Source organism: Pseudomonas fluorescens (assembly GCF_018614655.1).
GTDB classification, from domain to species: domain Bacteria; phylum Pseudomonadota; class Gammaproteobacteria; order Pseudomonadales; family Pseudomonadaceae; genus Aquipseudomonas; species Aquipseudomonas fluorescens_BX.
Genome location: NZ_JAGGOG010000013.1, coordinates 91,491 through 115,411, shown reverse-complemented (window position 1 = coordinate 115,411; position 23,921 = coordinate 91,491). Strand labels below are relative to the sequence as shown.

The 23,921-nt window shown below is 60.0% G+C and carries 19 protein-coding genes and 1 pseudogene; 16 read left to right on the top strand and 4 right to left on the bottom strand.

What is annotated here, in order from left to right:
- Positions 1 to 21 precede the first annotated feature (21 nt).
- Together J7E41_RS12590 and J7E41_RS12585 are read right to left on the bottom strand one after the other, a co-directional pair.
- Entirely contained in the window at positions 22 to 972 is a 951-nt protein-coding gene (locus J7E41_RS12590) for an alpha-E domain-containing protein (protein WP_214993326.1), read from the bottom strand.
- Between the two features lie 2 nt (positions 973 to 974).
- Positions 975 to 2,384, bottom strand: coding sequence for a circularly permuted type 2 ATP-grasp protein (locus J7E41_RS12585; protein WP_214993325.1), 1,410 nt, complete (start codon positions 2,382 to 2,384; stop codon positions 975 to 977).
- A gap of 382 nt (positions 2,385 to 2,766) precedes the next feature.
- Between J7E41_RS12585 and J7E41_RS12580 the strand changes: the two genes are divergently transcribed.
- From J7E41_RS12580 to J7E41_RS28075, 7 genes are all read left to right on the top strand, one after another.
- Entirely contained in the window at positions 2,767 to 3,312 is a 546-nt protein-coding gene (locus J7E41_RS12580; protein ID WP_214993324.1) for a hypothetical protein, read from the top strand.
- A 2-nt stretch (positions 3,313 to 3,314) separates the two neighbouring features.
- Positions 3,315 to 3,446, top strand: a complete 132-nt coding sequence (locus J7E41_RS28330; protein ID WP_285229498.1) for a hypothetical protein — start codon at positions 3,315 to 3,317, stop codon at positions 3,444 to 3,446.
- A gap of 182 nt (positions 3,447 to 3,628) precedes the next feature.
- Entirely contained in the window at positions 3,629 to 5,623 is a 1,995-nt protein-coding gene (locus J7E41_RS28325) for an aminotransferase class I/II-fold pyridoxal phosphate-dependent enzyme (protein ID WP_214993323.1), read from the top strand.
- A gap of 25 nt (positions 5,624 to 5,648) precedes the next feature.
- Positions 5,649 to 6,485 (top strand): transporter substrate-binding domain-containing protein, encoded by an 837-nt coding sequence (locus J7E41_RS12570; RefSeq protein WP_214993322.1) that lies wholly within the window; start codon positions 5,649 to 5,651, stop codon positions 6,483 to 6,485.
- An 11-nt stretch (positions 6,486 to 6,496) separates the two neighbouring features.
- On the top strand, positions 6,497 to 7,210 hold the full coding sequence (locus J7E41_RS12565) for an ABC transporter permease (protein WP_214993320.1): 714 nt from the start codon (positions 6,497 to 6,499) through the stop codon (positions 7,208 to 7,210).
- 5 nt (positions 7,211 to 7,215) lie between these two features.
- The gene (locus tag J7E41_RS12560) at positions 7,216 to 7,914 is read left to right on the top strand and encodes an ABC transporter permease (protein ID WP_214993318.1); all 699 of its coding nucleotides are present in this window, start codon (positions 7,216 to 7,218) and stop codon (positions 7,912 to 7,914) included.
- Positions 7,911 to 8,912: a DMT family transporter gene (locus tag J7E41_RS28075; RefSeq protein ID WP_251029474.1), complete on the top strand. Its 1,002-nt coding sequence runs from the start codon at positions 7,911 to 7,913 to the stop codon at positions 8,910 to 8,912. Before J7E41_RS12560 ends, J7E41_RS28075 begins: the two co-directional genes overlap by 4 nt.
- On the opposite strand, the pseudogene J7E41_RS12555 reads toward J7E41_RS28075, so the two are convergent.
- A pseudogene (locus J7E41_RS12555) lies at positions 8,868 to 9,407 on the bottom strand (TetR/AcrR family transcriptional regulator); the annotation flags it as partial. The gene J7E41_RS28075 and the pseudogene J7E41_RS12555 overlap by 45 nt on opposite strands.
- A gap of 89 nt (positions 9,408 to 9,496) precedes the next feature.
- Between J7E41_RS12555 and J7E41_RS12550 the strand changes: the two are divergent.
- From J7E41_RS12550 to xylB, 8 genes are all read left to right on the top strand, one after another.
- Positions 9,497 to 10,492, top strand: a complete 996-nt coding sequence (locus J7E41_RS12550) for a succinylglutamate desuccinylase/aspartoacylase domain-containing protein (protein ID WP_214993316.1) — start codon at positions 9,497 to 9,499, stop codon at positions 10,490 to 10,492.
- A 94-nt stretch (positions 10,493 to 10,586) separates the two neighbouring features.
- A complete protein-coding gene (locus J7E41_RS12545; protein WP_214993315.1) occupies positions 10,587 to 12,935 on the top strand; it encodes a KAP family P-loop NTPase fold protein in 2,349 nt (782 codons plus the stop codon).
- A gap of 197 nt (positions 12,936 to 13,132) precedes the next feature.
- Positions 13,133 to 15,280 carry a methyl-accepting chemotaxis protein gene (locus J7E41_RS12540; protein WP_214993314.1) on the top strand — a complete coding sequence of 716 codons (2,148 nt, stop codon included), beginning with the start codon at positions 13,133 to 13,135 and terminating at the stop codon, positions 15,278 to 15,280.
- Positions 15,281 to 15,468: 188 nt separating this feature from the next.
- A complete protein-coding gene (locus J7E41_RS12535) occupies positions 15,469 to 17,013 on the top strand; it encodes a sugar ABC transporter ATP-binding protein (protein ID WP_214993313.1) in 1,545 nt (514 codons plus the stop codon).
- A 25-nt stretch (positions 17,014 to 17,038) separates the two neighbouring features.
- On the top strand, positions 17,039 to 18,016 hold the full coding sequence (locus J7E41_RS12530; protein WP_435304123.1) for an ABC transporter permease subunit: 978 nt from the start codon (positions 17,039 to 17,041) through the stop codon (positions 18,014 to 18,016).
- Between the two features lie 42 nt (positions 18,017 to 18,058).
- Positions 18,059 to 19,000 (top strand): ABC transporter substrate-binding protein, encoded by a 942-nt coding sequence (locus tag J7E41_RS12525; RefSeq protein WP_214993309.1) that lies wholly within the window; start codon positions 18,059 to 18,061, stop codon positions 18,998 to 19,000.
- A 19-nt stretch (positions 19,001 to 19,019) separates the two neighbouring features.
- On the top strand, positions 19,020 to 20,012 hold the full coding sequence (locus J7E41_RS12520; RefSeq protein WP_214993306.1) for a LacI family DNA-binding transcriptional regulator: 993 nt from the start codon (positions 19,020 to 19,022) through the stop codon (positions 20,010 to 20,012).
- Between the two features lie 16 nt (positions 20,013 to 20,028).
- Positions 20,029 to 21,513 carry a xylulokinase gene (xylB, locus tag J7E41_RS12515; protein WP_214993304.1) on the top strand — a complete coding sequence of 495 codons (1,485 nt, stop codon included), beginning with the start codon at positions 20,029 to 20,031 and terminating at the stop codon, positions 21,511 to 21,513.
- A 28-nt stretch (positions 21,514 to 21,541) separates the two neighbouring features.
- Here the strand turns inward: xylB and J7E41_RS12510 are convergent, their stop codons facing one another.
- A complete protein-coding gene (locus J7E41_RS12510; protein ID WP_214993302.1) occupies positions 21,542 to 22,924 on the bottom strand; it encodes an aldehyde dehydrogenase family protein in 1,383 nt (460 codons plus the stop codon).
- A 101-nt stretch (positions 22,925 to 23,025) separates the two neighbouring features.
- Here J7E41_RS12510 and ptrR point away from each other — a divergent pair, with 101 nt between their 5' ends.
- Positions 23,026 to 23,904 carry a putrescine utilization regulator PtrR gene (ptrR, locus tag J7E41_RS12505; protein ID WP_214993299.1) on the top strand — a complete coding sequence of 293 codons (879 nt, stop codon included), beginning with the start codon at positions 23,026 to 23,028 and terminating at the stop codon, positions 23,902 to 23,904.
- Positions 23,905 to 23,921: the final 17 nt, after the last annotated feature.

Sequence of the window (23,921 nt, the reverse complement as noted above, 5' to 3'; positions counted from 1 at the left end):
CAGCGGCTACAACGCTGGCGGCTACACGACTTCCAGATACGAACTATGAATCGCCCGCGCCAACTCCCGCACGGTGTCGATAAACTCCGTCAGCCGGCTATGCAATCCATCCTCCAGAATCTCATCAATTCCCGTATACCGCAGCCGCGCCTCAAACTCTGCCGCCAGGCGTTGCGCCGTTCGCCCATAACTGCCCGGCAAATCCGCGAGAATATGACTCAACTCCTCGATGCAGGCATGCAACGAACGGGGCACATCGCTGCGCAACAACAGCAACTCCGACACCGAACGCGCATTCAACGCATTGGGGTACAGCTCGGTATAGGCCTCGAACGATGACAAGGCACGGAGCAGGGCGCTCCACTGGTAATAACCTCGGGCGGAAAGATCGCTGACTTCCTCAGACTCCTCGCCAAACATCTCATACCGCGCATCCAGCAGGCGCAAGGTGTTGTCGGCCCGCTCGACAAACGTTCCCAGCCGAATGAACCGATAAGCGTCATTGCGCATGATGGTCCCGGACGTTGCGCCTCGGAACAGGTGCGAGCGCTCCTTGACCCACTCACAGAAGTGGCTGATGCCATGGCGCGCCAAACCGCCGGCGGCGATGCTGCGCATTTCCAGCCAGGTGGCGTTGAGGTTTTCCCACATATCAGCGGTGATACGCCCGCGCACCGCGTGGGCGTTGCCGCGGGCAGCGCGCAGGCAGTTGTAGATACTGGCCGGGTTTTCTTCGTCGAGGGCGAAGAAGTGCAACATGCGCTCGGCGTCCAGTTGCTGGTGACGCTCCAGGTAACTCTCCAGGGTGCCGCTGCTGAGCAACGACATCGCCAGTTCATCCAGCCCGTCGCTGCGCCCGGCCTGGGGCATCAACGACAACGAATAACTGACTTCCAGCATGCGCGCCAGGTTCTCGGCACGCTCCAGGTAACGGGACATCCAATACAGATCTGCGGCGGTTCTACTCAACATGTTCAGCCCTCCACCACCCAGGTGTCCTTGGTTCCGCCGCCTTGCGACGAGTTGACGATCAATGAACCTTCGCGCAATGCGACCCGGGTCAAGCCACCCGGCACCAGGCGGGTTTCCTTGCCTGACAGCACAAAGGGCCGCAGGTCGATATGCCGGGGCGCGATGCCATTTTCGACAAAGGTCGGGCAGGTGGACAGGCTCAAGGTCGGTTGGGCGATGTAGGCGTGGGGACGGGCCTTGATCCGCTGGCGGAAGTCCTCGATTTCAGCGGCGGTGGAGGCAGGGCCTACCAGCATGCCGTAGCCGCCGGAGCCCTGGGTTTCCTTGACCACCAAGTCCTGCAGGTTGGCCAGGACGTGGGACAACTCTTCAGGCTTGCGGCACTGGAAGGTTGGCACGTTTTGCAGGATCGGCTCTTCATCCAGATAGAAACGGATCATCTGCGGCACATAGGGGTAGATCGATTTGTCGTCCGCAACGCCAGTGCCGATGGCATTGGCCAGCACCACATTGCCGGCGCAGTAGGCGGCTACCAGGCCAGGCACGCCGAGCATAGACTCGGGATTGAACGCCTGCGGGTCGAGGAATGCGTCGTCGATGCGGCGGTAAATCACGTCCACGGCTTTCGGGCCGTCGGTGGTCCGCATGAACACCTTGAGGTCGTGGACGAACAGGTCGGCGCCTTCTACCAGTTCCACGCCCATTTCCCGGGCCAGGAACGCGTGTTCGAAGAACGCGCTGTTGAACCGTCCTGGCGTCAGCACCACAACGTTGGGGTTGTCCAGGCGGCTGGAGCTTTTCAGGGTCTTGAGCAGCAGATTGGGATAGTGGTCCACCGGTGCGATGCGCTGCTTGGCGAACACTTGCGGGAACAGACGCATCATCATTTTGCGGTCTTCGAGCATGTAGCTGACACCGCTGGGCGTGCGCAGGTTGTCTTCGAGCACGTAGTAGGTGCCGTCGCCGTCGCGCACCAGGTCGACGCCGGAGATGTGCGAGTAGATATCGCGGTGCAGGTCCAGGCCGACCATCGCCTTCTGATAACCCTCGTTGGCCAGAACTTGTTCGGCGGGGATGATCCCGGCCTTGATGATGCGCTGGTCGTGGTAGATGTCGGCGAGGAACATGTTCAGCGCATTCACCCGCTGGATGCAGCCACGTTCGATGAGGCTCCATTCACTGGCGGGGATGCTGCGGGGAATGATGTCGAAGGGGATCAGGCGCTCGGTGTCTTGCTCGTCGCCGTACAGGGTGAAGGTGATCCCGGCGCGGTGAAACAGCAGATCGGCTTCACGGCGGCGCTGGGCCAGCAGTTCCGGCGGCGTATTGGCCAGCCAGCGGGAGAACTCTTGATAGTGCGCACGGCAAACGCCTTGTGCGTCATGCATTTCATCAAAGAAAGATCGAGCCATTCCAGTACCTTGTCAGTGCCGGGGGTGATTCCTGGGTTGGCACTGCCGCTTTAAAAAACGCATTTTTTTATGAGCCCCGTGGCTGATGGTGCCAGTGGGCCTGGTCCTTACTTTCTTTTGGGGTCGGCTCTGGGTCGAGGGGTAACGATTGCTCCTAAAGTGGCGAGTGGCAGCAGGGTATTGAAGGTGTAAAGCAATGCCTGTGCCTAAACGCCTATTGGGCGCTTAAAACCGCTCTGGCAGCGGGCTTTTGGCCACAGGCGCCCAGTGTCGGTGCGTGAAAATCATTGCTGATGCGCCAACTCGGTGCGTTCAACGCATTTGAACTTCGGGTCAGACGGATTCTTCTAAATGGCATTCGAACCTGGAGGGACCACCGACCGTGCCCAGAATCATTTCTCCGCAAACACCGGAGTCGGCCCTGACCGACCCTGTCGTGCAGAACGCCAAGATTTTCGGTTCACCCAAGGACCGCCTGGACTTCTACCGCAGGGAGATCCAGTACGAAACCACCATCCTGGCTAATCGCACCGATGCCTACCTGACAGCGCAATCGTTCCTGGTCATCGCCTTTGTTTCCTGCATGGGTAATCTCAACCCGGAGTGGGGCAAGTTGTTCACCCTGGTAGTGCCGGCATTCCTGGCGTTGCTCGGGGTACTCAGCTCGCTCAACGCATGGCCGGGTATTCGAGCCGCTTACGACATCATCGATCACTGGCACTTCAAGCAAAGCGAGTTGCTGCGCAGTGAGCCGCTGATGGGCCTGGCCTATGACGAGTCGCCGTTGTTTTGCGAAACGGAGTCATCCCATAAGGGCTACCGTAAATCCCTGTTGTTTTCGGTTCGCACGCCGTGGTTGTTCATGGTGTTCTGGATGCTGTTGGAAGCCTATGCTTTCTATATTCAAGTGGACAACCCAGGAGCCTAGCCATGAGTACAACCGAGAGTGAGGAGGAAGAGAACATCAACGACCCAGGCAACGAAGACCCGGGTTCGCTGATGGACGACGCGCAAGTGCCATTAATCGATCCTGATGATGAGCACGATGAGGGGAATAACTGATTACACCAGTTCAAAGGAGGTGCTTGCACGCCATGACCCACTACAACGACCTGTTTTAGCTGTAAGCGACACCCAGTGAAATTTACCGTTGAACGAGTGTTCAGTTTCAATTATGTTGGCTGCACCCCCCGACTGGCGACTGTCGGGCTTGCGCTTTTTCTGATTGAACGAGAGGCACTGGCATGCGGTTTTCACCCTTCGTTGAGCGAATTGCAGGACAGGGCGTTGCGGCCTGGGACATTCACCACGCTGCGTTCGAAGCCAGCAGCAAGGGCGAAGATGTGATCATTCTCAGTGTCGGTGATCCGGATTTCGCCACCCCGTCGTTTATCACCGATGCCGCCATCGACGCCCTGCGCCAGGGCGACACCCACTACACCGAAATCCCTGGCCGCCTGGCGTTGCGCGAGGCCATCGCGGCGCGCTACAGCCATTCCTTGGCACGCACGCTGAGTGCTGAAAGCGTCATCACGGTTGCCGGGGCGCAGAACGCGTTATTCGTGACCTCGCTGTGCCTGCTGCAGGCGGGTGATGAAGTGCTGGTCCTGGACCCGATGTACGTCACCTACGAAGCCACGCTCAAGGCCAGTGGCGCTACGTTGGTGCGGGTGCCGTGCTCGGCAGAGTCAGGCTTTCGCCTTGACCCGCAGTTGCTCGCCGCCGCGATTACGCCGCGTACCCGGGCGATTTTCTTTTCCAACCCGAACAATCCCACCGGCGTAGTCCTTAACCGCGATGAGCTCCAGACGATTGCCGACCTGGCCATCGCCCATGACCTGTGGGTGGTGGTAGACGAGGTCTACGAAAGCCTGGTATTCGACGGCGAATACCACAGCCTGGCCGCGTTGCCGGGCATGGCCGAGCGTTGCATCGTGATTGGCAGCCTGTCCAAGTCGCATGCCATGACCGGCTGGCGTATCGGCTGGATCATCGCTGCCCCGGCGATGGTTGCTCACGCCGAAACTCTGGTGCTGAGCATGCTCTATGGTTTGCCGGGATTTATCATGGAAGCCGCTCTTGCTGCGGTGCTGGCCCATGAGCAGGTCACCCAGGGCATGCGTGAAACTTACCGACGCCGCCGTGATTTGGTGGTGTCTGGGCTCAGTGGTTGCCCAGGCATCCGTGTGCAAGCTCCCCAAGCCGGGATGTTCGTGCTGGTGGATGTGCGCGACACCGGCCTCAGCTCCCTTGACTTCGCCTGGCGGCTGTTCCGTGAAGCGGGCGTGTCGGTGCTGGATGCGGCCGCATTCGGCGAGCCGGCCCAGGGTTTTGTGCGGCTGTCATTCACCTTGGGTGAAGCCCGTCTGGCCGAGGCTTGCCAGCGCATCACCGAATTTGTCGGCAAGCTGGCGGGGGAGCCACGGGCAGCTCCGGTTATCAAGATCATCACGCCACCACCCGTCGAAGCCCGCAAGATGATCGAAGTCATCGACCTGCACAAACGCTTTGGCAATATCGAAGTGCTCAAGGGCATTTCCCTGACGGCCCACGAAGGCGAGGTAATCTCGCTGATCGGTGCCAGTGGCTCGGGCAAAAGCACCTTGCTGCGTTGTATCAATATGCTGGAAGTCCCCGACCAGGGCAGCATTCATGTCGACGGCGAAAGCATCAAACTCAACTACGGCCGCCCCGGCGCACCGCTGGTGGCTGACGCCAAGCAACTGGTGCGGATTCGCTCGACCCTGGGCATGGTGTTCCAGAACTTCAACCTGTGGCCCCATCGCACCGTGCTGGAAAACCTGATCGAAGCACCGACCCAGGTCCTGGGAGAAAGCCGCGCCGAGGCCATCGAGCGGGCCGAAGCTTTGCTCGACCGTGTGGGCCTGGCGGCCAAGCGTAACGAATACCCGGCCTTTCTCTCCGGCGGCCAGCAACAGCGCGTGGCCATCGCCCGCGCCTTGGCTATGCGCCCCAAAGTCATGCTGTTCGACGAACCCACCTCGGCCCTCGACCCGGAACTGGTAGGGGAAGTGCTGCGGGTGATTCGCTCCTTGGCCGAAGAGGGTCGCACCATGATCCTGGTGACCCATGAAATGGCGTTCGCCCGGGACGTTTCCAGCAAAGTCGCTTTTCTGCATCAAGGCTTGATCGAGGAAACCGGCTCGCCGGACTCGGTGTTTATTGACCCACGCAGTGAGCGTTGCCGACAGTTCGTCAACGCGCATCAAACTCGCTAACTCCATAAAAAGACGGGGCAAGATCATGACTTCCAAACGACTGGCAAAGTGGTTGAGCGGTGCGGTGTTGATGCTGGCGGCAGGTACGGCGCTGGCAGCGGAGAAACACATCGTGTTTGCGGTGGCGGCAGAACCCTATCCTCCGTTCACCGTGAAGGGTGGCAACGGGCAATGGTCGGGTTTTGAAGTGGACCTGATCCACAAGCTCTGTGAAGGCATGAAAGCCGACTGTCAGATCAAGGAAGTGGCGTGGGACGGGATTATTCCTTCGTTGCTGGCGAAGAAGATCGACGTGATTTTCTCCTCAATGTCGGTCACCGACGAGCGTGAAAAGCAGATCGCCTTCAGCCGCGCCTACTACGACTCGCTGCTGGGTGTGGCAGGGCCCAAGGGCTCCGAAGTGGAAATCTCCCCGGCGGGCCTCAAGGGCAAGTTGATCGGCGTGCAGATCTCCACCGTCAGCGCCAACTACCTGAAGAAGTACTACGAGAACATCGCCGATCTCAAGTACTACGACACCCAGGAATCGGCCAACGCGGATCTGATCGCTGGGAGAATCGACTACATGATGGCTGACGACACCGCGATCGCGATGATGGTGAAAACCCCGGAAGCCAAGGACCTGGCCCACATTGCCAGCGTGCCGTACGACCCGATTATCGGCCGCGGCGTCGGTGCCGGCCTGCGTAAGGAAGACACCGAGCTTAAAGCCCGGCTGGACAAGGCCATCGGCGAGTTGCTGGTGAGCAAGGACTACGCTGACTTGTCCGAGAAGTACTTCGGCCTGTCCGTCAGCCCCTGCAAACGGTCGGATACACCACCCTACGTGAGCAAAGTCTGCGACAGCCCCTACGCTCAGTAAGGAAGCCTGAAATGCCGGCGATGTTCGATCTACTCAACTTCAGTGAACACGGATGGGGCAACGCACTGCTCAAAGGGTTATGGATGACCCTGCAGATCTCGGCCGGATCCTTTGTGGTCGGGCTGCTGATCGGCCTGGTAGTGGCCTGCGCCAAGCTCAGCGCGCCACGCCCGGTTGCCTGGGTGATGCGCGGCTATACCACGGTATTTCGGGCAGTGCCCGAGTTGCTGCTGATTCTGCTGCTGTATTACGCAGGTTCCATGGGGCTGAACGCGCTGATGCTGTGGCTGGGTTTTGCCCAGGTCAATATCAGCGGGCCGTTGGTGGCGATTCTGGTGCTGGGGCTGGTGCAGGGTGCGTACGCCTCGGAGATTTTCAGGGCAGCCATTCTGGCGATCCCACACGGCCAGATCGAAGCCGCACGGGCCTTTGGCTTGAGCGGTTTTGGCCTGTTCCGGCGGGTGACATTGCCGATCATGGCGCCTTACGCTTTGGCGGGCATGTCCAACCTGTGGATCAACCTGATCAAGGACAGCGCGCTGATCAGCGTGGTCGGCACCAATGAGCTGTTGTACACCGCCAAGCAGGCGGCAGGTTCGACCCGGCATTACCTGCTGTTCTACCTCACGGCCGCTGCCTTGTATTACCTGGTGACATTGGCCTCCAACTACCTGTCCGGGCGCCTGGAGCGACGTATTCGCCGCTGGATGCCTGCAGTCGAGTGAACCCCATGCCTGATTGGATAATGTATTACGCAGGGCTGATCGCCAAAGGTTTGCAGACCACCTTGTCGCTGCTGGTGGTGTCCGCTGTGCTGGGCTTTGTCCTGGCGGTGCTGGTGGCGCTGGCCCGTTTGTCCCGGCGCAAATGGCTGGCCCGCTGCGCCATGGTCTACACCAGCGCGTTGCGGGGTACGCCGCTGCTGATCCAGATCTACATTTTCTACTACGGCCTGGGAAGTCTGTTCGCCCAGTTCCCGCTGATTCGCGGCAGTTTCCTCTGGCCATTCCTGCGGGACGGTTATTGGTACATCGTCTTTGCTCTGGTGTTGTCGGTAGGCGCTTATGTGGGGGAAGTGATTCGCGGTGGCCTGCTGGCGGTGCCCAAGGGTGAAATGGAAGCCGCTTCGGCCTTCGGCATGACCTCGCGCCAGGCGCTGTTGCGGGTGCGTTTGCCAAGGGCCATGCGCCTGTTGTTGCCGACCCTGGCGGGGGAGACGGTGATGCTGCTCAAATCCACCGCCCTCGCATCGACCATTGCGGTGGTCGACCTGCTGGGCGCGGCCAACGTGGTGCGTGCACAGACCTTGCAGATCTACCAGCCGCTGTTGCTGGTAGCTGGGGTTTACCTGTGCCTGACCTTCCTGATCGAGGCGGTGTACGCCATTGCTGAACGACGGGGCACGCCGTTGCGCAGGTCCGTGGGATGAACAAAACCGACCGCTCCCTGCAAGGGATTGCCCTGTGTTCCCTGGCCTATGCCTTCCTGGCATTGCAGGACGCGGCGATCAAATGGCTGGTGGCCGACTATTCAGTGTTCACCATTCTGTTCTGGCGCAGCCTGGTGGTGGTCGCCGCCTGCGTGATCGCCGGGCGTCTGGGCCTGTTGCGCCGCGCCTGGCGATCCGGCAGCCGCCAACTGCTGATCGTGCGTGGACTGCTGTCGTTGCTGGCGTGGCTGCTGTACTACACCGCCGCCAAGGACCTGACCCTGGCGGAGATGACTACCCTGTATTTCTCCGCGCCGATCATGGTCACGCTGTTGGCGGCGCTGATCCTCAAGGAGCGCGCCAGCCGTGGGCAGTGGATTTCTCTGGTCATCGGCTTTGTCGGGGTGGTGATTGCCTGCCGGCCCAGCAACATGGTCGATCCTCTCCCGATAGCGCTGACATTGGCAGCGGCCTTGTGCTGGGCTTTTACCTATATCCAACTGCGCCAGGTCGATCCCGGCACTTCGGTGCTGGAGCAGATGTTGATCACCAATGTGGTGTTTGTGATCTGCATGGCGGTGACGTTGCCCTGGACCCACACGCCATCACCCACGCCAGCCTGGTTGGGCATGTTGGCGGCAGGGCTGGTGGGCGGCATTGGTCAGTTCTTGCTGTTCGCCAGCTTCCGCCGTGCCACCGCGACCTTGTTGGCGCCGTTCGAATACACCGGGTTGATTTGGGCGTTCCTGTTGTCGAGCCTGATCTGGGGCACCTCGATGGACATCTCGTTGATCATCGGTGCCGTGCTGATTGCCGTCAGCGGCACATTGGCCATGCTCAGCGCCCGGCATCCGGAGTCACAGGACGTGGTCGGCGCCGAATGCTCCGTGACGCAACCCCTGTACCCAGCAGCGACAGATGTGCAGCCCGTTGGCGGGGCTGAAGGTGTCGGGGTTGAGGCACCCCTCGAGCCAGAGTCCGTCGAGCATCGCCGATAAGCCGATGGCCGCCAGGCGAGTGTCGTGGATCACCAGACCTTCACTGACGGCCAGGTCGTCGAGCAGTTGGCGGATCAGCTCGAGGTAGGCACGGTAGCTTTTCTCATGAGACTCATTCACCTGAGGCGAGTGGCGAATCAGGCTCCAGAACACCACCCACACGCCGAGCAGCCTGGGGTCCATGATCCGTGAGGAAAACGAACCGACCAAGAACGCATCCAGCCGTGCTGCAGGGCCTTGAGCCAGCTCGACTTCCTGCCACAAAGCGGCGGTCAGCTCACTGGCCAGTTTGTGATAGGTCTCGGCGATCAAGGCATTGATGCTACCGAAATGGTGATTGAGCAAGCCGACCGAAACCCCGGCTTGCGCCGCGATGCGCCGTACGGAAATCCCGGCATGGCCATCCCGCGCCAGGCTGGTGAGAGTGGCAGCGATCAACAGGTCGCGGCGCTCGTCGGGGTCGGCACGGCGCAGTTTGGGAGGGTCGACAGTCACGGCGGTGGCCTTGGTGGAATACCAGAACAATCAGGTTAGTTGAACGGGTGTTCAATCTCTACCCGTAAACGATGAGAGGAGGGCGCGGCATGGCAAAAGACATTTCCTGGCAAGTGACCGGCGACTCGGGCAATACGTTGCAGATTGGCGCCTGGCGCTTTGAAGGCGACGGCAGTGGGCCGAAGGTGCATCTGCAAGCCGGGGTACACGCCGACGAAATCGCCGGGATGCTGGTGCTGCATCAACTGCTGCCCCGCTTGCAGGCGTGTCAGGCGCAGGGGCGACTCAAGGGCAGCATCACGGTCGTGCCCCAGGCCAACCCGTTCGGCATCGGCCAGTTTCGCCAGGGGCGATTGCTGGGGCGTTTTCACGACGCTACCGGGCAGAATTTCAACCGCGCTTTCGATCACTCCCTGGCGATGGAGCGACCGGCCAGCAACCTCGCACACTGGCAAAAGAGCCTAGTGCAACTGGCCGGCGATGCCGATCTGGTGCTGGACCTGCACACCGATGACGAGGCCTTGCCGTACCTGTACATCCACCACAACTTCTGGCCCGACGGGTTGGCATTGGCGGCAGCCTTGAAGGTGGACTTGGTGATTGTCTGGGACAAGGGCGGCGATGGTTCTTTTGAGGAAACCATCATTGCCCATGCCGCCCCGAGATTGGCGGCAACCATTGAACTGCGCGGCCAGGCGGATGTGAGCGACCCGTTGGCGCAACAGGACGCCGACGGTATCTGGGCCTGGCTCTGCGTAAGCGGGGTCATCGACGAGCCTGCGGTGATTTCAGAATGGCTCGGGCAGGTTGTGGACATGGGCTGCATGGAGACCATTCTGGCGCCTTGCGCGGGTGTGTTGGTGTTTGAAAAAGCCTTGGGTGACGAGGTCGAGGAGGGCGAGCGTTTTGCCAGGATTATCCGGCGGCCCGGCGACCCGGATTCTGAGGTTGTACTGCATGCGGCACAAACCGGGCGCCTGGTGACCCGACATCGGGAGCGCCTGGTGTCTCAGGGCTCGGTGGTGGCGAAGTTTACCGGCAGTCGGTTGTCGGAGAACTGGAGTGGTGGAACATTGGATCCTTGACGCTGACGATGGCTTGCCTGGTTACTGCACTCGGGGTAGGGTGGCCGATCGCCATCCCTTACCAAGGGAACCAACGCAAGCCTAAGGGCCATTCATGCTGGGTCAAATTTACAGCTACCTTCACCACCCGTTTCTGGGCTATCTCGATGTTCTCAATGATGTATATACCGCGCCCATCTCCAGTACTGGCGGCTTCGATGCGCCTGCGTCAGGTAGAGAAGAGGATGAGCTCAACCGCTGGTCCCTCTCAAAGTCAGTATTAAGAGCCATTGAAAACACCTCGGATGATTGGTCAATCAGAATTGCCCTTTATGGAAAGTGGGGGACAGGTAAAACCAGTGTTCTCAATTTCATAGAGACGCAAATCAACGAGCAGAATCAGCACATCTCGCCAGAACTCGACAGCACGAAAGTGGTGATCGTACGTTTTTCGGCCTGGAACGCAGCGGGTGAAGACGGGGTCATCAACCAGTTCTATAACGCCTTGCTGGATCAACTTCCCACTCAGAAAAAAGCCTATCCGGTTTTTTTTCGTCTAGGCAAACGTCTCTTCCAGCGCGTCCTGAGAGTCATCAAGACACTCTGGGCGGCAGTGGCCGCCTGCTTCGGTTCAACAGGGGAGCCGGTAACCGTTGGCACTATCGCAGCAATGCGCAAAACCCTGGACAAGGTAACGGCATGGAGCGCTTTCAATAAAAAGGATCTGGCCCGTCTGCAACATGAGCTTGATGGGTACCGGGTAGTGGTATTCATCGATGACCTGGATCGAGCTGACCCGACGATTATTCCCAAGACCATGCTTGCGCTTCGAGAGTTGCTCGACTGGCCCAAATTTGCGTTTGTGCTGGCCTTTGATCTAGACATCATCTCGGCGGCTCTTGGAGACTACTCGCGAATCTATGGACAAGACGCCCGGCGTTTTCTGGAAAAGATCATTGACTTGCAATTGACCCTGCCCGACCCGACGGAGCGAGAGAAGGAGGCGATGGGACGGAACCTTTTTGAGATCCATTGCGATTTTATTCCACAAGGAGCCATAGAGGATGTCATCCGCTGGCTCCCTGGCAACCCTAGGCTGGCCAAAGTGATTGTTCGCGAGCTGGCGCTGTTGAAAACTGTCGCTCTACGTCACGACACCGGGGAGTTGAACTGGAAGGCCATTGTCCTGCAGACGATCCTCAAGCATGAGGCACCCAAGACCTTTGAAGTGGTGAACAGCCAGTTGCTTGGCAGGGAGCAGATAGCGGTTCAGATGACGTTTGACAACGTAACGCGCGAGCAACGGGCTGCTGCTGTTAAAGCCGCTGTCACGCTGTCTTTTGATAAGGAACTGGGCGAAAAAGCGCCAGGCTATCAGTCATTGGAAAACAAGGTCCTGGCGCTACAGATGTTGCGTCAGCATGATTTTAAGCAGCGAATCAAATACGAAACGGATCTTTTGACCAAAGAGCCGAGTATCACGTTACGTGAGTACACAGCCTTTCTTGAGCAATGGCTGAGCACTCCCGATGACAGGTTGGTAAACGCTCTCTTGAAGCTGGGTACCGAGGCATCCCATGACGCTGTCGATAATGTGGCGAGACGACTGTTTGTTATTTCAATGCTGTGTTGTTCCGAAGCCATCGCCAGCGCCGCGCGGGAAGGGGACCGCAGTATCCATAATCGATTGGTCCAGCAAACACAGGAGCATTTGCAGTTATTGGAGTACCTGTGGCACAGGTGTTCGGTGCCTGTTATTCAGATAGTTTCCGAACGCTTCTCCCTGTGGCGCGAAGTCGCCCTTTTTGCCACGAAAGCTCACGAGAGTGAAGGAGAGCTGGAGAATGAGGCATTGCTTTGTCGTATTGATCAGTTGGTGCAAGAGGCTGCCAAAAAATGTGAGTCGTCGGTCCAAGTGTGTGATTACGGTCAAGCTATTCGTCAAGAGTCGAAAAAAAATATAGGTTCGGTGAGGACACGAACGTTGGCGTTGTTTGAGGTGATCTGCATCTCAATGGATGCTGGTGCAGTTCAAGACATTTTGTTGTGTTTCGGTCTTCAGGGCGCGATAGAGAAGGCCTATACCGACACCAGTGAGAAAAACCAGATGAGGCGGCTCAGGCTGACAGAACTGAGCTCGCCACTTTACGCAGAGGAAGGCCTGAAAGCGCTGTGTGAAGCTTTCGATATCTCCAGCCTGGAGCATTCCCACCAGTTGATTTTTGCCGCGAACATCGTCAGCTATCTAGACAGGCTGCGCTGGCAATGGATACAAACCTCCGGTCCTGAAGACAATGGTGCGCTGCAGGAAGTCCTCGCCCGGCTCGTACCGAGCGCATGGAACAGCGTATTAACGGTAGAGCGTGGAAGCCGACGACCACAGGTTCTGATAAAAAAACGAGATTACTTGATATCAGGCGGCTTCTTGGAAGAGTGGCTGTCCCCAGTCTTGCAGGAGTCATGAAGCACCCGAGGTGGGATCGCGTTTTGCCCGAAGATATTTAACCGTCATATTTTGGTGCACCTTCTTGATTTCGCACCGTTTTATATCGTTCCAAGCTCACACTAAAAGAAGGGGGGGAGCAACCGCTGGCAAGCTGGCTGACTGGCGCACTAATTGCCTTGAAGTATGGCAATTAGACATCATTCCCGGAGTGCGCCATGAACCTGTCAAGCAGCACCATGCAGTTATCCTCCGCCGAGAAAGCCTGGCTGCCTTGGCTGGGCAAGACCGGCAAGTTCGCCCTAGGCGGGTCCTGCCGGGTTAATCGCTCGATCTATCCAGTCATGGAGCAGACCTTCGAAGCCATCGCCGACACCCGGGTCAAACTCCTGCAAACCTGGGCCCGCGAACAATGGGAGCACCTGGCCGAACTGGCCACGGCCATTACCCGTGACAGCAGCCTGAACGACAACAGCCTGTTGCAGGACAAGCTGCGCCAGGCCAGCGACTTCTCCGAACTGTTTATCACCGATTCCACCGGCAAGGTGCTGGCGTCGACCTGGAACCAGCCCGGCCGCCACGCGCTCCATCCCAAAGCCCTTGCCGCGGGCCTGAAAGCGCCATTTCTCCACGGCCCCTACAGCGATCCGCTGACCTGGCAGATCGGCCCGTCATCCTCGCGCTTTCACGACGAAGTCACGCTGATGTTCTACCAGCCGCTGATCAGCGAGGGCAGGGTATTGGGCTGCCTTTGCGGGCGGGTGCCCAACGATATACTGGGTGATCTGATCCAGCGCGAAGCCGGGCATATCTTCCCCGAGTCCGGCGACAACTACCTGTTCATGGTGCAGTCACGCTTCGATCCGGCCATCCAGCCTGGCATCGCCCTGTCTCGCTCACGCTTCGAAGACGGCACCTTCACCCATGGCGAGAACCTCAGGAGTGGTGTGCACACACCCTGGAAAACCGTGCAGATCCAGCGTCATACCGAGCTGGAGCTGCGCTTTATCGACCCCGCCACCCAACAACTGCACCCCGGTGTGCGGGAGACCATCCGCAAGGGTTCGAACCTGTTTGTCACCTATCCCGGCTATTCCGACTACCGCCACATTCCGGTGGTGGGCAAGGGCGTGACCTTCGAACTGCCCGGCTCGCCGGACCGCTGGGGAATGATGTGTGAAGCCGACTTGGAAGAGGTTTATCGCCGTCGTTCCCTGAGCCATGGCCTGATGAAACCGTACCTGGCGACCATGAGCGGGCTGTTTGCCTGCAACTTCCTCGTCCAGCACTACAGCGGCCTGCCTCAGCCGTGGATAGATGCTTGCGAAGTCTTGAGCATGTTGACGGCGGCCGTATTGTTCAGCCGTTTGGGACCCAAGCGACTGGCCGCACGGCTCAATGAAATGACCGACGTGATCCGTACTATCGCCGAAGGCGAAGGCAACCTGCGCCAGCGCCTGGACAGTGGGCGTATGGTCAACGACGAGACCGGCGACATGAGCCGTTGGATCAACAGCTTCATCGACCGCCTGGACTCGGTAGTAGGGCAAGTGGTCAAAGCCAGTCACAGCGTAGGCCATACCAACCAGACAATGCTGGGCCGCAGCCAGGAAGCCGGGCTGATGTCCCATGAGGTGGCCGATGCCACCCACCGCATGATGATCATCGTCGAAGAGCAACTGGGGGAAATCCAGCAAGCCTCGGTCAGCGCGGAGCAGATGAAGCAAGCCATGGACGAAGTGGTCTGCCGCGCCCGGGAGCAGTTTCTGGCGGTACAGGTGGGCACCCAGTCGATTCGCGACGTGGTGCAACGTTCTTCGGAAAGTGTGCAACGCCTGGACAGCCGCATGGCGCAAATCAGCAACATTACCGGGTTGATCAGCGATATCACCAACCAGACCAACCTGCTGGCCCTCAATGCTGCGATTGAAGCGGCCCGGGCCGGGGAGCACGGGCGCGGCTTTGCTGTGGTGGCCGATGAAGTGCGGACCCTGGCCTCAAGGACCTCGAAAGCCGCCGAGGATATTCGGTACATGGTGGAAGGGCTGCAAGGGGAAACCCAACAGGCGGTGAGCTTCATGGAGAACGGCGTGACCAATGTCGATAACAGCCTGCGCCTGGCCGAGGAGGCCTCTTCGGAAAACGTCCACTTGCATCAGGCAGTGGAAAGCATGTTCAGCATCATCCAACAGCTCAACGCCCGTAGCCTCGACTACGGCAAGACCATCAAACAGGTCAGCCATTCCTCCGAGCAAATGCGCCTGACAGTGGGGGTGTTGCAGACCAGCGCGGAGACGGTGAGGGTCAACGCGAACAAGCTGCAGAAGCTGGTGGGGTTGTTTGAGGTCACTGGGGAGGTGGCTTGAATGACCTTGTGCGAGTGCCGGTTATTGCGCTAAAACTTGCTTGATGAAACGTTTCATCAGCCGACAAAAGGCATACGCAAGCGCTTGCGTAAGTAATTTTATCTGATTAGAGTCGACCCCAATCAGGTCACCCGATACGGCGTTATCGGTGATGACCCAGGTACAACAATAAAAATATCGGGGTCACCATGCACCTTGAAACCACTGCAATTCCCCTGCTTGAAATGCGCGGCATCTCCAAGACCTTCAACGGCCTGCGGGTGCTCAAGAACGTCGGCCTGAAAGTCTTTCCCGGTGAAATCCATGCCTTGATGGGCGAGAACGGCGCCGGCAAGTCGACCCTGATGAAAATCCTCTCCGGTGCCTACCAGGCCGATGATGGCGGCGAAATCCGTATCGATGGTCAGCCCGTAGCCAGTTACAACCCTGGCACCGCCAAAGCCCTCGGCATCGCCGTGATCTATCAGGAATTGAGCCTGTGCCCGAACCTGAGCGTGGCCGAGAACATCTACCTGGGCCGTGAACTGCGCCGTGGCTGGACCATCGACCGTAAGGGTATGGAGGCCGGCTGTATTGAAGTGCTGGCGCGGCTGGGGGCCGAGTTCACACCGTCAACCCGGATCAGCATGCTGTCGATTGCCGAGCGTCAACTGGTGGAAATCGCCCGCGCCCTGCATGCCCACGCCAAAATTCTGGTCATGGACGAGCCCACCACGCCGCTGTCGTCCCGCGAGACGGACCGGCTGTTTGCCTTGATCAAGCAACTGCGCAGCCAAGGCCTGGCAATCATCTACATCAGCCATCGCATGGCCGAGATCTACGAGCTGTCAGACCGCGTGTCCGTCCTGCGCGACGGCGAATACGTCGGCGAACTGGCCCGGGACGTGCTGTCTGCCGAGGTGCTGGTGAAGATGATGGTGGGCCGCGACCTCTCCGGGTTCTACAAGAAAGAACATGCCGCCTACGACCCCGGCGCCGTGGTAATGCGGGTGCGCGACATGGCCGACGGCAAACGCGTACGCCAGTGCAGCTTCGACTTGCACGCTGGCGAAGTGTTGGGTATCGCTGGGCTGGTGGGTGCCGGACGTACCGAATTGGCACGCCTGATCTTTGCCGCCGACCCGCGCACCTCCGGCACGCTGGAAGTGGTGGGCAAGACCGTGACGCAACTGCGTAATCCGGCGGATGCGATCCGTGCCGGCGTCGTCTACCTCACCGAAGATCGCAAGGCCCAGGGGCTGTTCCTCGACATGAGTGTGGCCGACAACATCAACGTCTGCGCCTGTGTGCCGGATGCCCATGCGGGCGGGGTGCTGGACCGAGGTCACGGCGCGCAGCGGGCCACTGATGCCATCAAGTCGCTGTCGATTCGCGTCGCCTCGGGCAAGGTCAGCGTCGGTGCGCTATCCGGTGGTAACCAGCAGAAGGTGCTGCTGGCGCGACTGCTGGAGGTCAAGCCCCATGTGCTGATCCTCGACGAACCTACCCGGGGCGTAGACATCGGCTCCAAATCGGAGATCTACCGAATCATCAATCAGCTGGCGAAAGCCGGCGTCGGCATCGTGGTGATCTCCAGCGAGCTGCCGGAAATCATCGGTACCTGCGACCGCGTGCTGATCATGCGCGAAGGTCAATTGGTGGCAGAAGTGGGCGGGGCGTCCGGCCACGACATCTCGCAGGAACGCATTATCGATCTCGCCACCGGTGGCGAGCAGGTGGCCGCCCATGGCTGATCCCAACAAGGTGGAGAGCAATGCGATGACCCTGGACACCCTTGCAACGGTCAGCAAGCGCGAGCGCATTCGAGAGTTGATGCGCACGGTGGGCATGCTGCCGGTATTGCTGTTGTTGCTGGTGGGCTTTGCCCTGGCCAGCGAGAACTTCCTGACGGTGCAAAACCTGTCGATCATCACCCAGCAAGCCTCGGTGAATGTGGTGCTGGCGGCGGGCATGACCTTTGTGATCCTCACCGCCGGCATTGACCTGTCGGTGGGGGCGATTCTCGCCGCGTCTGCCGTGGTTGCGCTGCAAGCATCAATGTCACCGCAGTACGGCATGCTGGGAATTTTTGCCGGTGTCGGCTTCGGCCTGTTGCTGGGCCTGGTCAACGGTGGGTTGATCGCCTTCATGCGTTTGCCGCCGTTTATCGTCACCCTCGGTGCGCTCACCGCCATGCGTGGCCTGGCGCGGTTGCTGGCAGACGACAAGACCGTATTCAACCCGGACCTGCCGTTTGCCTTTATCGGCAATGATTCGATCCTCGGCGTGCCGTGGCTGGTGGTGATCGCCGTGGCCGTCATCGGCCTGTCGTGGTTCATCCTGCGGCGGACGGTGATGGGGGTGCAGATCTATTCCGTGGGTGGCAACCCGGAAGCGGCGCGACTGTCCGGGATCAAGGTGTGGAAAGTGCTGCTGTTCGTCTATGCCATGTCCGGGGCCTTGGCCGGCTTGGGCGCAGTGATGAGCGCCTCGCGACTGTTTGCCGCTAACGGCCTGCAACTGGGGCAATCCTATGAGCTGGATGCGATTGCGGCGGTGATCCTCGGCGGCACCAGCTTTACCGGCGGCGTCGGCACCATCGGCGGCACCCTGATTGGTGCGCTGATCATTGCGGTACTGACCAACGGCCTGGTGCTGCTGGGGGTCTCGGACATCTGGCAGTACATCATCAAGGGCATCGTGATCATTGGCGCGGTGGCGCTGGATCGCTATCGCCAGTCCGGTGCGCGGACCTGATTTTTCAATGCTGTTCTCAACAACAATCACAAGAGAGCCATCATGAACTTCAAACGTATCTTTCCTGTTGTCGCCACCTTGAGCCTGGCTGTGCTGATGTCCCAAGCCGTACAGGCTCGTGAACTGAAAGCCATGGGCATCAGCATGGGGTCGTTGGGCAACCCGTATTTCGTGACCCTGGCCGACGGTGCCACGGCGCGGGCCAAGGAGCTGAACCCGTCGGTCAAAGTCACTTCGGTCTCGGCCGATTACGACCTGAGCAAACAGTTCTCGCAGATCGATAACTTCATTTCGTCCAAGGTTGACCTGATCCTGCTGAATGCCGTCGACCCGTCGGCGATGGCCTCTGCGATCAAGAAAGCCCGGAATGCAGGGATCGTGGTGGTGGCGGTGGACGTTGATGCCAAGGGTGTGAACGCCACGGTGCAGACTGATAACGTCGAGGCCGGCAAGCTGGCCTGCCAGTTCATCGTCGACAAGCTGGCGGGCAAAGGCAATGTGATCATCCAGAACGGTCCGCAAGTGACGGCGGTGACCGACCGGGTCAAAGGCTGTAAAGCAGCCCTGGCCGGCGCGCCGGATATCAAGGTGCTGTCCGATGACCAGGACGGCAAGGGCTCCCGTGAAGGCGGGCTGAACGTGATGCAGGGCTACCTGACGCGCTTCCCGAAAATCGACGGACTGTTTGCCATCAACGACCCGCAAGCCATCGGCAGTGACCTGGCCGCCCGTCAGTTGAAACGCAGCGGCATCATCATTACTTCCGTGGACGGTGCGCCGGACATCGAGAACGCCCTGAAGACCGAATCATCGATCCAGGCTTCGTCCAGCCAGGACCCATGGGCCATGGCCCAGACCGCAGTGAACGTCGGCAACGACATGCTCAACGACAAGGCCCCGGACGAAGCGGTTATCCTGCTCACGCCGAAGCTGATCACCCGCGATAACGTGGGTGCCTACAGCGGCTGGTCGAGCAAACATTGATGCAGTAGGGGAGAGCAACGTGGCAACCATGGATGATGTGGCGAGGATCGCCGGTGTGTCGACGTCGACGGTGTCCCACGTGTTGAACGGTACCCGCAAGGTCAGCCCGGAGACGGTGCAGGCGGTGCAACGGGCGATCCAGGCACTGGGTTATATCCCCAATACCCTGGCCCGCTCGCTGGCGCGGTCGACCACCAACACCATTGGCGTGGCAATCTCGGCGCTCTCCAACCATTACTTCAGCGAAACCGTGCACGCGATTGAAACCGAGTGCGCCAAGCATGGCTTCATGATGCTGTTTGTCGACACCCATGACGATCCCGAACACGAGCTGCGGGTGATCACGGCGCTGCATCATCGTCGGGTGGACGGCATCATCCTGGCGCCGTCCAACGGGTCGCTGGCCCTGGAGTACCTGCAAGCCAACTCGATTACGGCGGTGCTGGTGGACCGTATGGTCGATGAGAGGTTTGATCAGGTCGGGGTAGAGAATACCCAGTCCACTCAGGTCCTGATCACGCACCTGATCGAGCATGGGCACCGGCGTATCGGCTTCGTCGCCGGGCGCACCGGGTTGGGCACCACTGACGAGCGGGTGCAGGGTTATCAGGCCGCGTTACAGGCCGCGGGCTTGCCCCTGGACCCGGCGCTGCTGGTCAATGGCGGTTCCAACAGTGAACCGGCGCGGCAGGCCACGCGGCAGTTACTGGCGCGGCCATCGCCACCCACAGCGATCATGACCGGCAACAACCTGATGACCCTTGGCGCGATGCACGCATTGCGCGATGCGGGGATCACGGTGCCAGGGCAGATGGCGCTGGTGGGCTTCGATGATTTTGACTGGGCGGACTTCTTTGTGCCGCGCCTGACCTTGATTGCCCAGCCCGTCCAGGAATTGGGCGCGCGCGCGGTCAGTTTGCTGCTGGAACGCATGGTGTCGCCCAAACGTAAAAAACACAGCGTGCGCCTGGCACCCACTTTGCGGATTCGCCACTCATGCGGCTGTCCTTGATCGGAAAACCATCGGTATGAACAGTCCTGTTTCCCTCGGAATCGACCTCGGCACTTCGGAACTCAAGGCCATTTTGCTGGATGAGTGCGGCGTCGTCCTGGCCCATGCCGGTGCCCGGTTGACGGTGTCGCGGCGGCACAGCGGCTGGTCCGAACAGGATCCGCAAGACTGGTGGCAGGCTTGCCTCAGTGCGTTGGATCAATTGCGCCTTGAGCGGCCCGAGGCTTTCTCCCGTGTGTGCTGCATTGGCCTGTCCGGGCAGATGCATGGCGCGGTGTTGCTGGGGGATGACGACCGCGTGTTGTATCCGGCAATTCTCTGGGACGACTCCCGGGCGGTGGCCCAGGCCGAAGCCTTGGGGCGTGATTATCCAGACTTTGCCGAGGTCACCGGCAGTTTGCCAATGGCTGGGCTGACAGCGCCCAAGTTGCTTTGGATGCAGCAACATGAGCCACAGTTGTTCAACGCCATCGACTGTGTGCTGTCACCCAAGGATTACCTGCGCCTGCGCTTGAGCGGCGAACGCATCAGCGATGTTTCCGACGCGGCCGGCACCTTGTGGCTGGACGTGGCCAACCGTGAATGGTTCGAGCCCATGGTGCGTGCCACCGGGTTAAGCCTCTTGCAGATGCCAAGATTGGTGGAAGGTGGCGCAGCCAGCGCCAGCTTGAGTCAGACAGCCGCAACGTGCCTGGGCTTGCCCACAGGTCTGGTGATCGCCGGAGGAGGAGGGGACAACCCGGTGGCAGCGGTAGGTATTGGCGCAATCAACGCCGGTGACGGGTTTATCACCTTGGGCACCAGCGCTGCCATCGTCGCTATTACCGACCATGCAGCGGGCAATCCTGCCAGTGCCGTGCACAGCTTTTGCCATGCGTTGCCCAATCGTTGGTACACCATGGGTGCCATGTTGGCAGGCGCCAGTTGCTTGCGTTGGGTAACCCGGTTGACGGGGTTCGCCGAGGAACAGGCGTTGCTGGATCAGGTGCAGGCCATGTTGCCGATCGGACATCCGGTACCGCTGTCCAACCCGCTGTTTCTGCCCTACCTGGCCGGAGAACGAACACCTCACAACGATCCCTTGTTGCGCGGTGGCTTCATGAGCCTGGGTCACGACTGCACCCCGGCAATGCTCGGTTATGCGGTGATGGAAGGGGTCGGTTTCGGGTTGCTGGATGCGCTGCAGGCCGTGCAGTCCTCCGGCGCAACAGTACAGGCCTGTGCCCTGGTGGGTGGTGGTGCCCGCAGTGAGTATTGGGCGCAACTGCTGGCCAATATCCTGGAGCGGGAGGTTTATACCTTGCAAGGCAGCGAACTGAGTGCGTGCATCGGTGCGGCGAAGCTGGGGTTCATGGCGAACAGGCAGGGGCAGGAATTGTTGCGGGAGGGGATGCCAGTCAAGGCGCGTTATCTGCCGGATACGAGCCTGCGGCTTTCGCTGCAGGCTCGGTATCGCAAGTTCCAAGGGTTGTTGGCAGCGGCGAAAGCGCTGCACGAATGAAATAGCCGTAACCGCTGCGTCGCAGAGGCTACAGACGATCAATCCACACCGTCTGCGCATTGCAGAACTCGCGTACGCCAAAGTGCGACAGCTCTCGGCCGAACCCGCTTTTCTTCACGCCACCAAAGGCCACCCGTGGGTCCGAGGCGCAGTAACCATTGATAAATACTCCGCCGGTTTCCAGCCGGTCGGCGATGTGTTGTGCCAGCTCCAGGTCGGCCGTGAAAATCGTCGACGTCAGGCCAAACTCGCTGTCATTGGCAAGCGCCAGAGCGTGCTCGGCGTCGCGGGCGGTGATGATCGACGCCACCGGGCCAAACAATTCCTGTTTGAATGAAGTCATCTGATCAGTGACATCCGCCAACACGGTCGGCTGATAGTAATTCCCGGCACCGTCCACTTTGTTACCGCCCAGTAGCAGGGTGGCACCTTCGGCCAGGGTGGCCTGGACTTGTTGATCCAGCTCATCGCGCAGGTCAAAACGCGCCATGGGGCCCACGTAGGTTTCGGCAGACTGCGGGTTGCCGATAACCAATTGGCGGGTTGCCGCGACAAAACGAGCAGTGAAGGCTTCCACCACCCCTTGCTCGACGATCAGGCGCTTGGCCGCAGCACATACCTGGCCAGCGTTCTGGTAGCGGCCAATCACGGCGGCCTGCACAGCGATGTCGAGGTCGGCATCGTTAAGCACGATAAACGGATCGGAGCCGCCCAGTTCCAGCACGCACTTCTTCAAGGCTGCACCGGCCTGGGCACCAATCGCCATGCCGGCACGCACGCTGCCGGTGAGGGTCACGGCAGCGATTCGCGGATCGGCGATGGCTTTGGATACGCCGTCCTGATCGACGTTGATTACCTCGAACAGGCCCTCGGCAAACCCTGCACGCTGGAATGCATCCCGCAGCAGATAGGCGCAGCCCATCACGTTTGGCGCGTGCTTGAGCACGTAGGTATTACCCGCGAGCAGCGTGGGCACCGCACCGCGCAACACTTGCCATATCGGGAAGTTCCACGGCATCACGGCCAGGATCGGTCCCAGCGGGCGGTATTCGATGCGGGCGTGGCCGTTGTCCACCTGCACAGGCTCTGCCTGCAGCATCGCCGGACCGTTTGCGGCGTACCACTCGCAAAGCTGGGCACACTTTTCAATTTCGGCGCGGGCCTGGGTGATGGGTTTGCCCATTTCCCGGGTGATCATCTGCGCCATGGGCGTGATGCTGTCGCGCAGCACCCGGGCCAGGTCGATCAGTTTTTGCGCACGTTGTTCGACGGGGATCCGACGCCACGCGGCAAAGCCCTGGGTGGCTCGTGTCAACGCCGCATCCAGCTGGGCCTGGGTTTCAAAAGGGTACTGGCCCACCGTCTCACCGTTGGCCGGGTTGATGGAAACAGCGTAGGGAAGGGGAGTCATAGCACCGTCCTGCTCAGTGAAGAATAAGCTCAGGTTACGGTGCTGTTGCTTTTCCGGAAACTGAATAATACTAAGCCTTTCATTCACGATTGGAGAATGACTTGGATCTGGTCCAGCTGGAAATTTTCAAGGCGGTGGCGGAGCAGGGCAGCATCAGCGCCGCTGCCCAGTTGATTCATCGGGTACCGTCAAACCTCACCACCCGTATCAAGCAGTTGGAACAGGATCTGGGAGTGGACCTGTTTATTCGCGAGAAGAGCCGTTTGCGTCTGTCACCGGCGGGCTGGAGTTTTCTCGGCTACGCCCGGCGCATCCTGGAGCTGGTGCAGGAGGCGCGGATGACCGTCGCCGGCGATGAGCCTCAGGGGCCGTTCTCCCTCGGCTCCCTGGAAAGCACCGCTGCGGTGCGGATTCCCGCGTTGCTGGCGGCCTACAACCAGAAGCACCCCAAGGTCGAACTGGGCCTGGCGACAGGCCCGTCCGGGACCATGATCGACGGTGTGCTCTCCGGGCACCTGACCGCCGCGTTCGTCGACGGACCGGTGTTGCACCCAGCATTGGAAGGCGTTCCGGTGTTTGAAGAAGAAATGGTCATCATCGCGCCACTGCACCACCCGCCAATCACCCGTGGGCAGGACGTCGGCGGCGAGAACCTGTACACCTTCCGACCCAACTGCTCCTATCGGCACCACTTCGAGAGTTGGTTCACCCAGGACGGTGCGGTGCCCGGCAAGATCTTTGAGATGGAGTCGTACCACGGCATGCTCGCCTGCGTCAGCGCCGGCGCCGGGTTGGCATTGATGCCTCGTAGCATGCTGGAGAGCATGCCGGGGTTTACCGCGGTGAGTGTCTGGCCGCTGTGCGACAACTTGCGCTTTTTGCAGACGTGGCTGATCTGGCGCCGGGGCACGGTGTCCCAGAGCTTGAACATGCTGGTGCGGTTGCTGGAGGAGCAGGGGTTGGTGAGGGCGCAGGCCTGATCAGCCTGCGCCCGTCT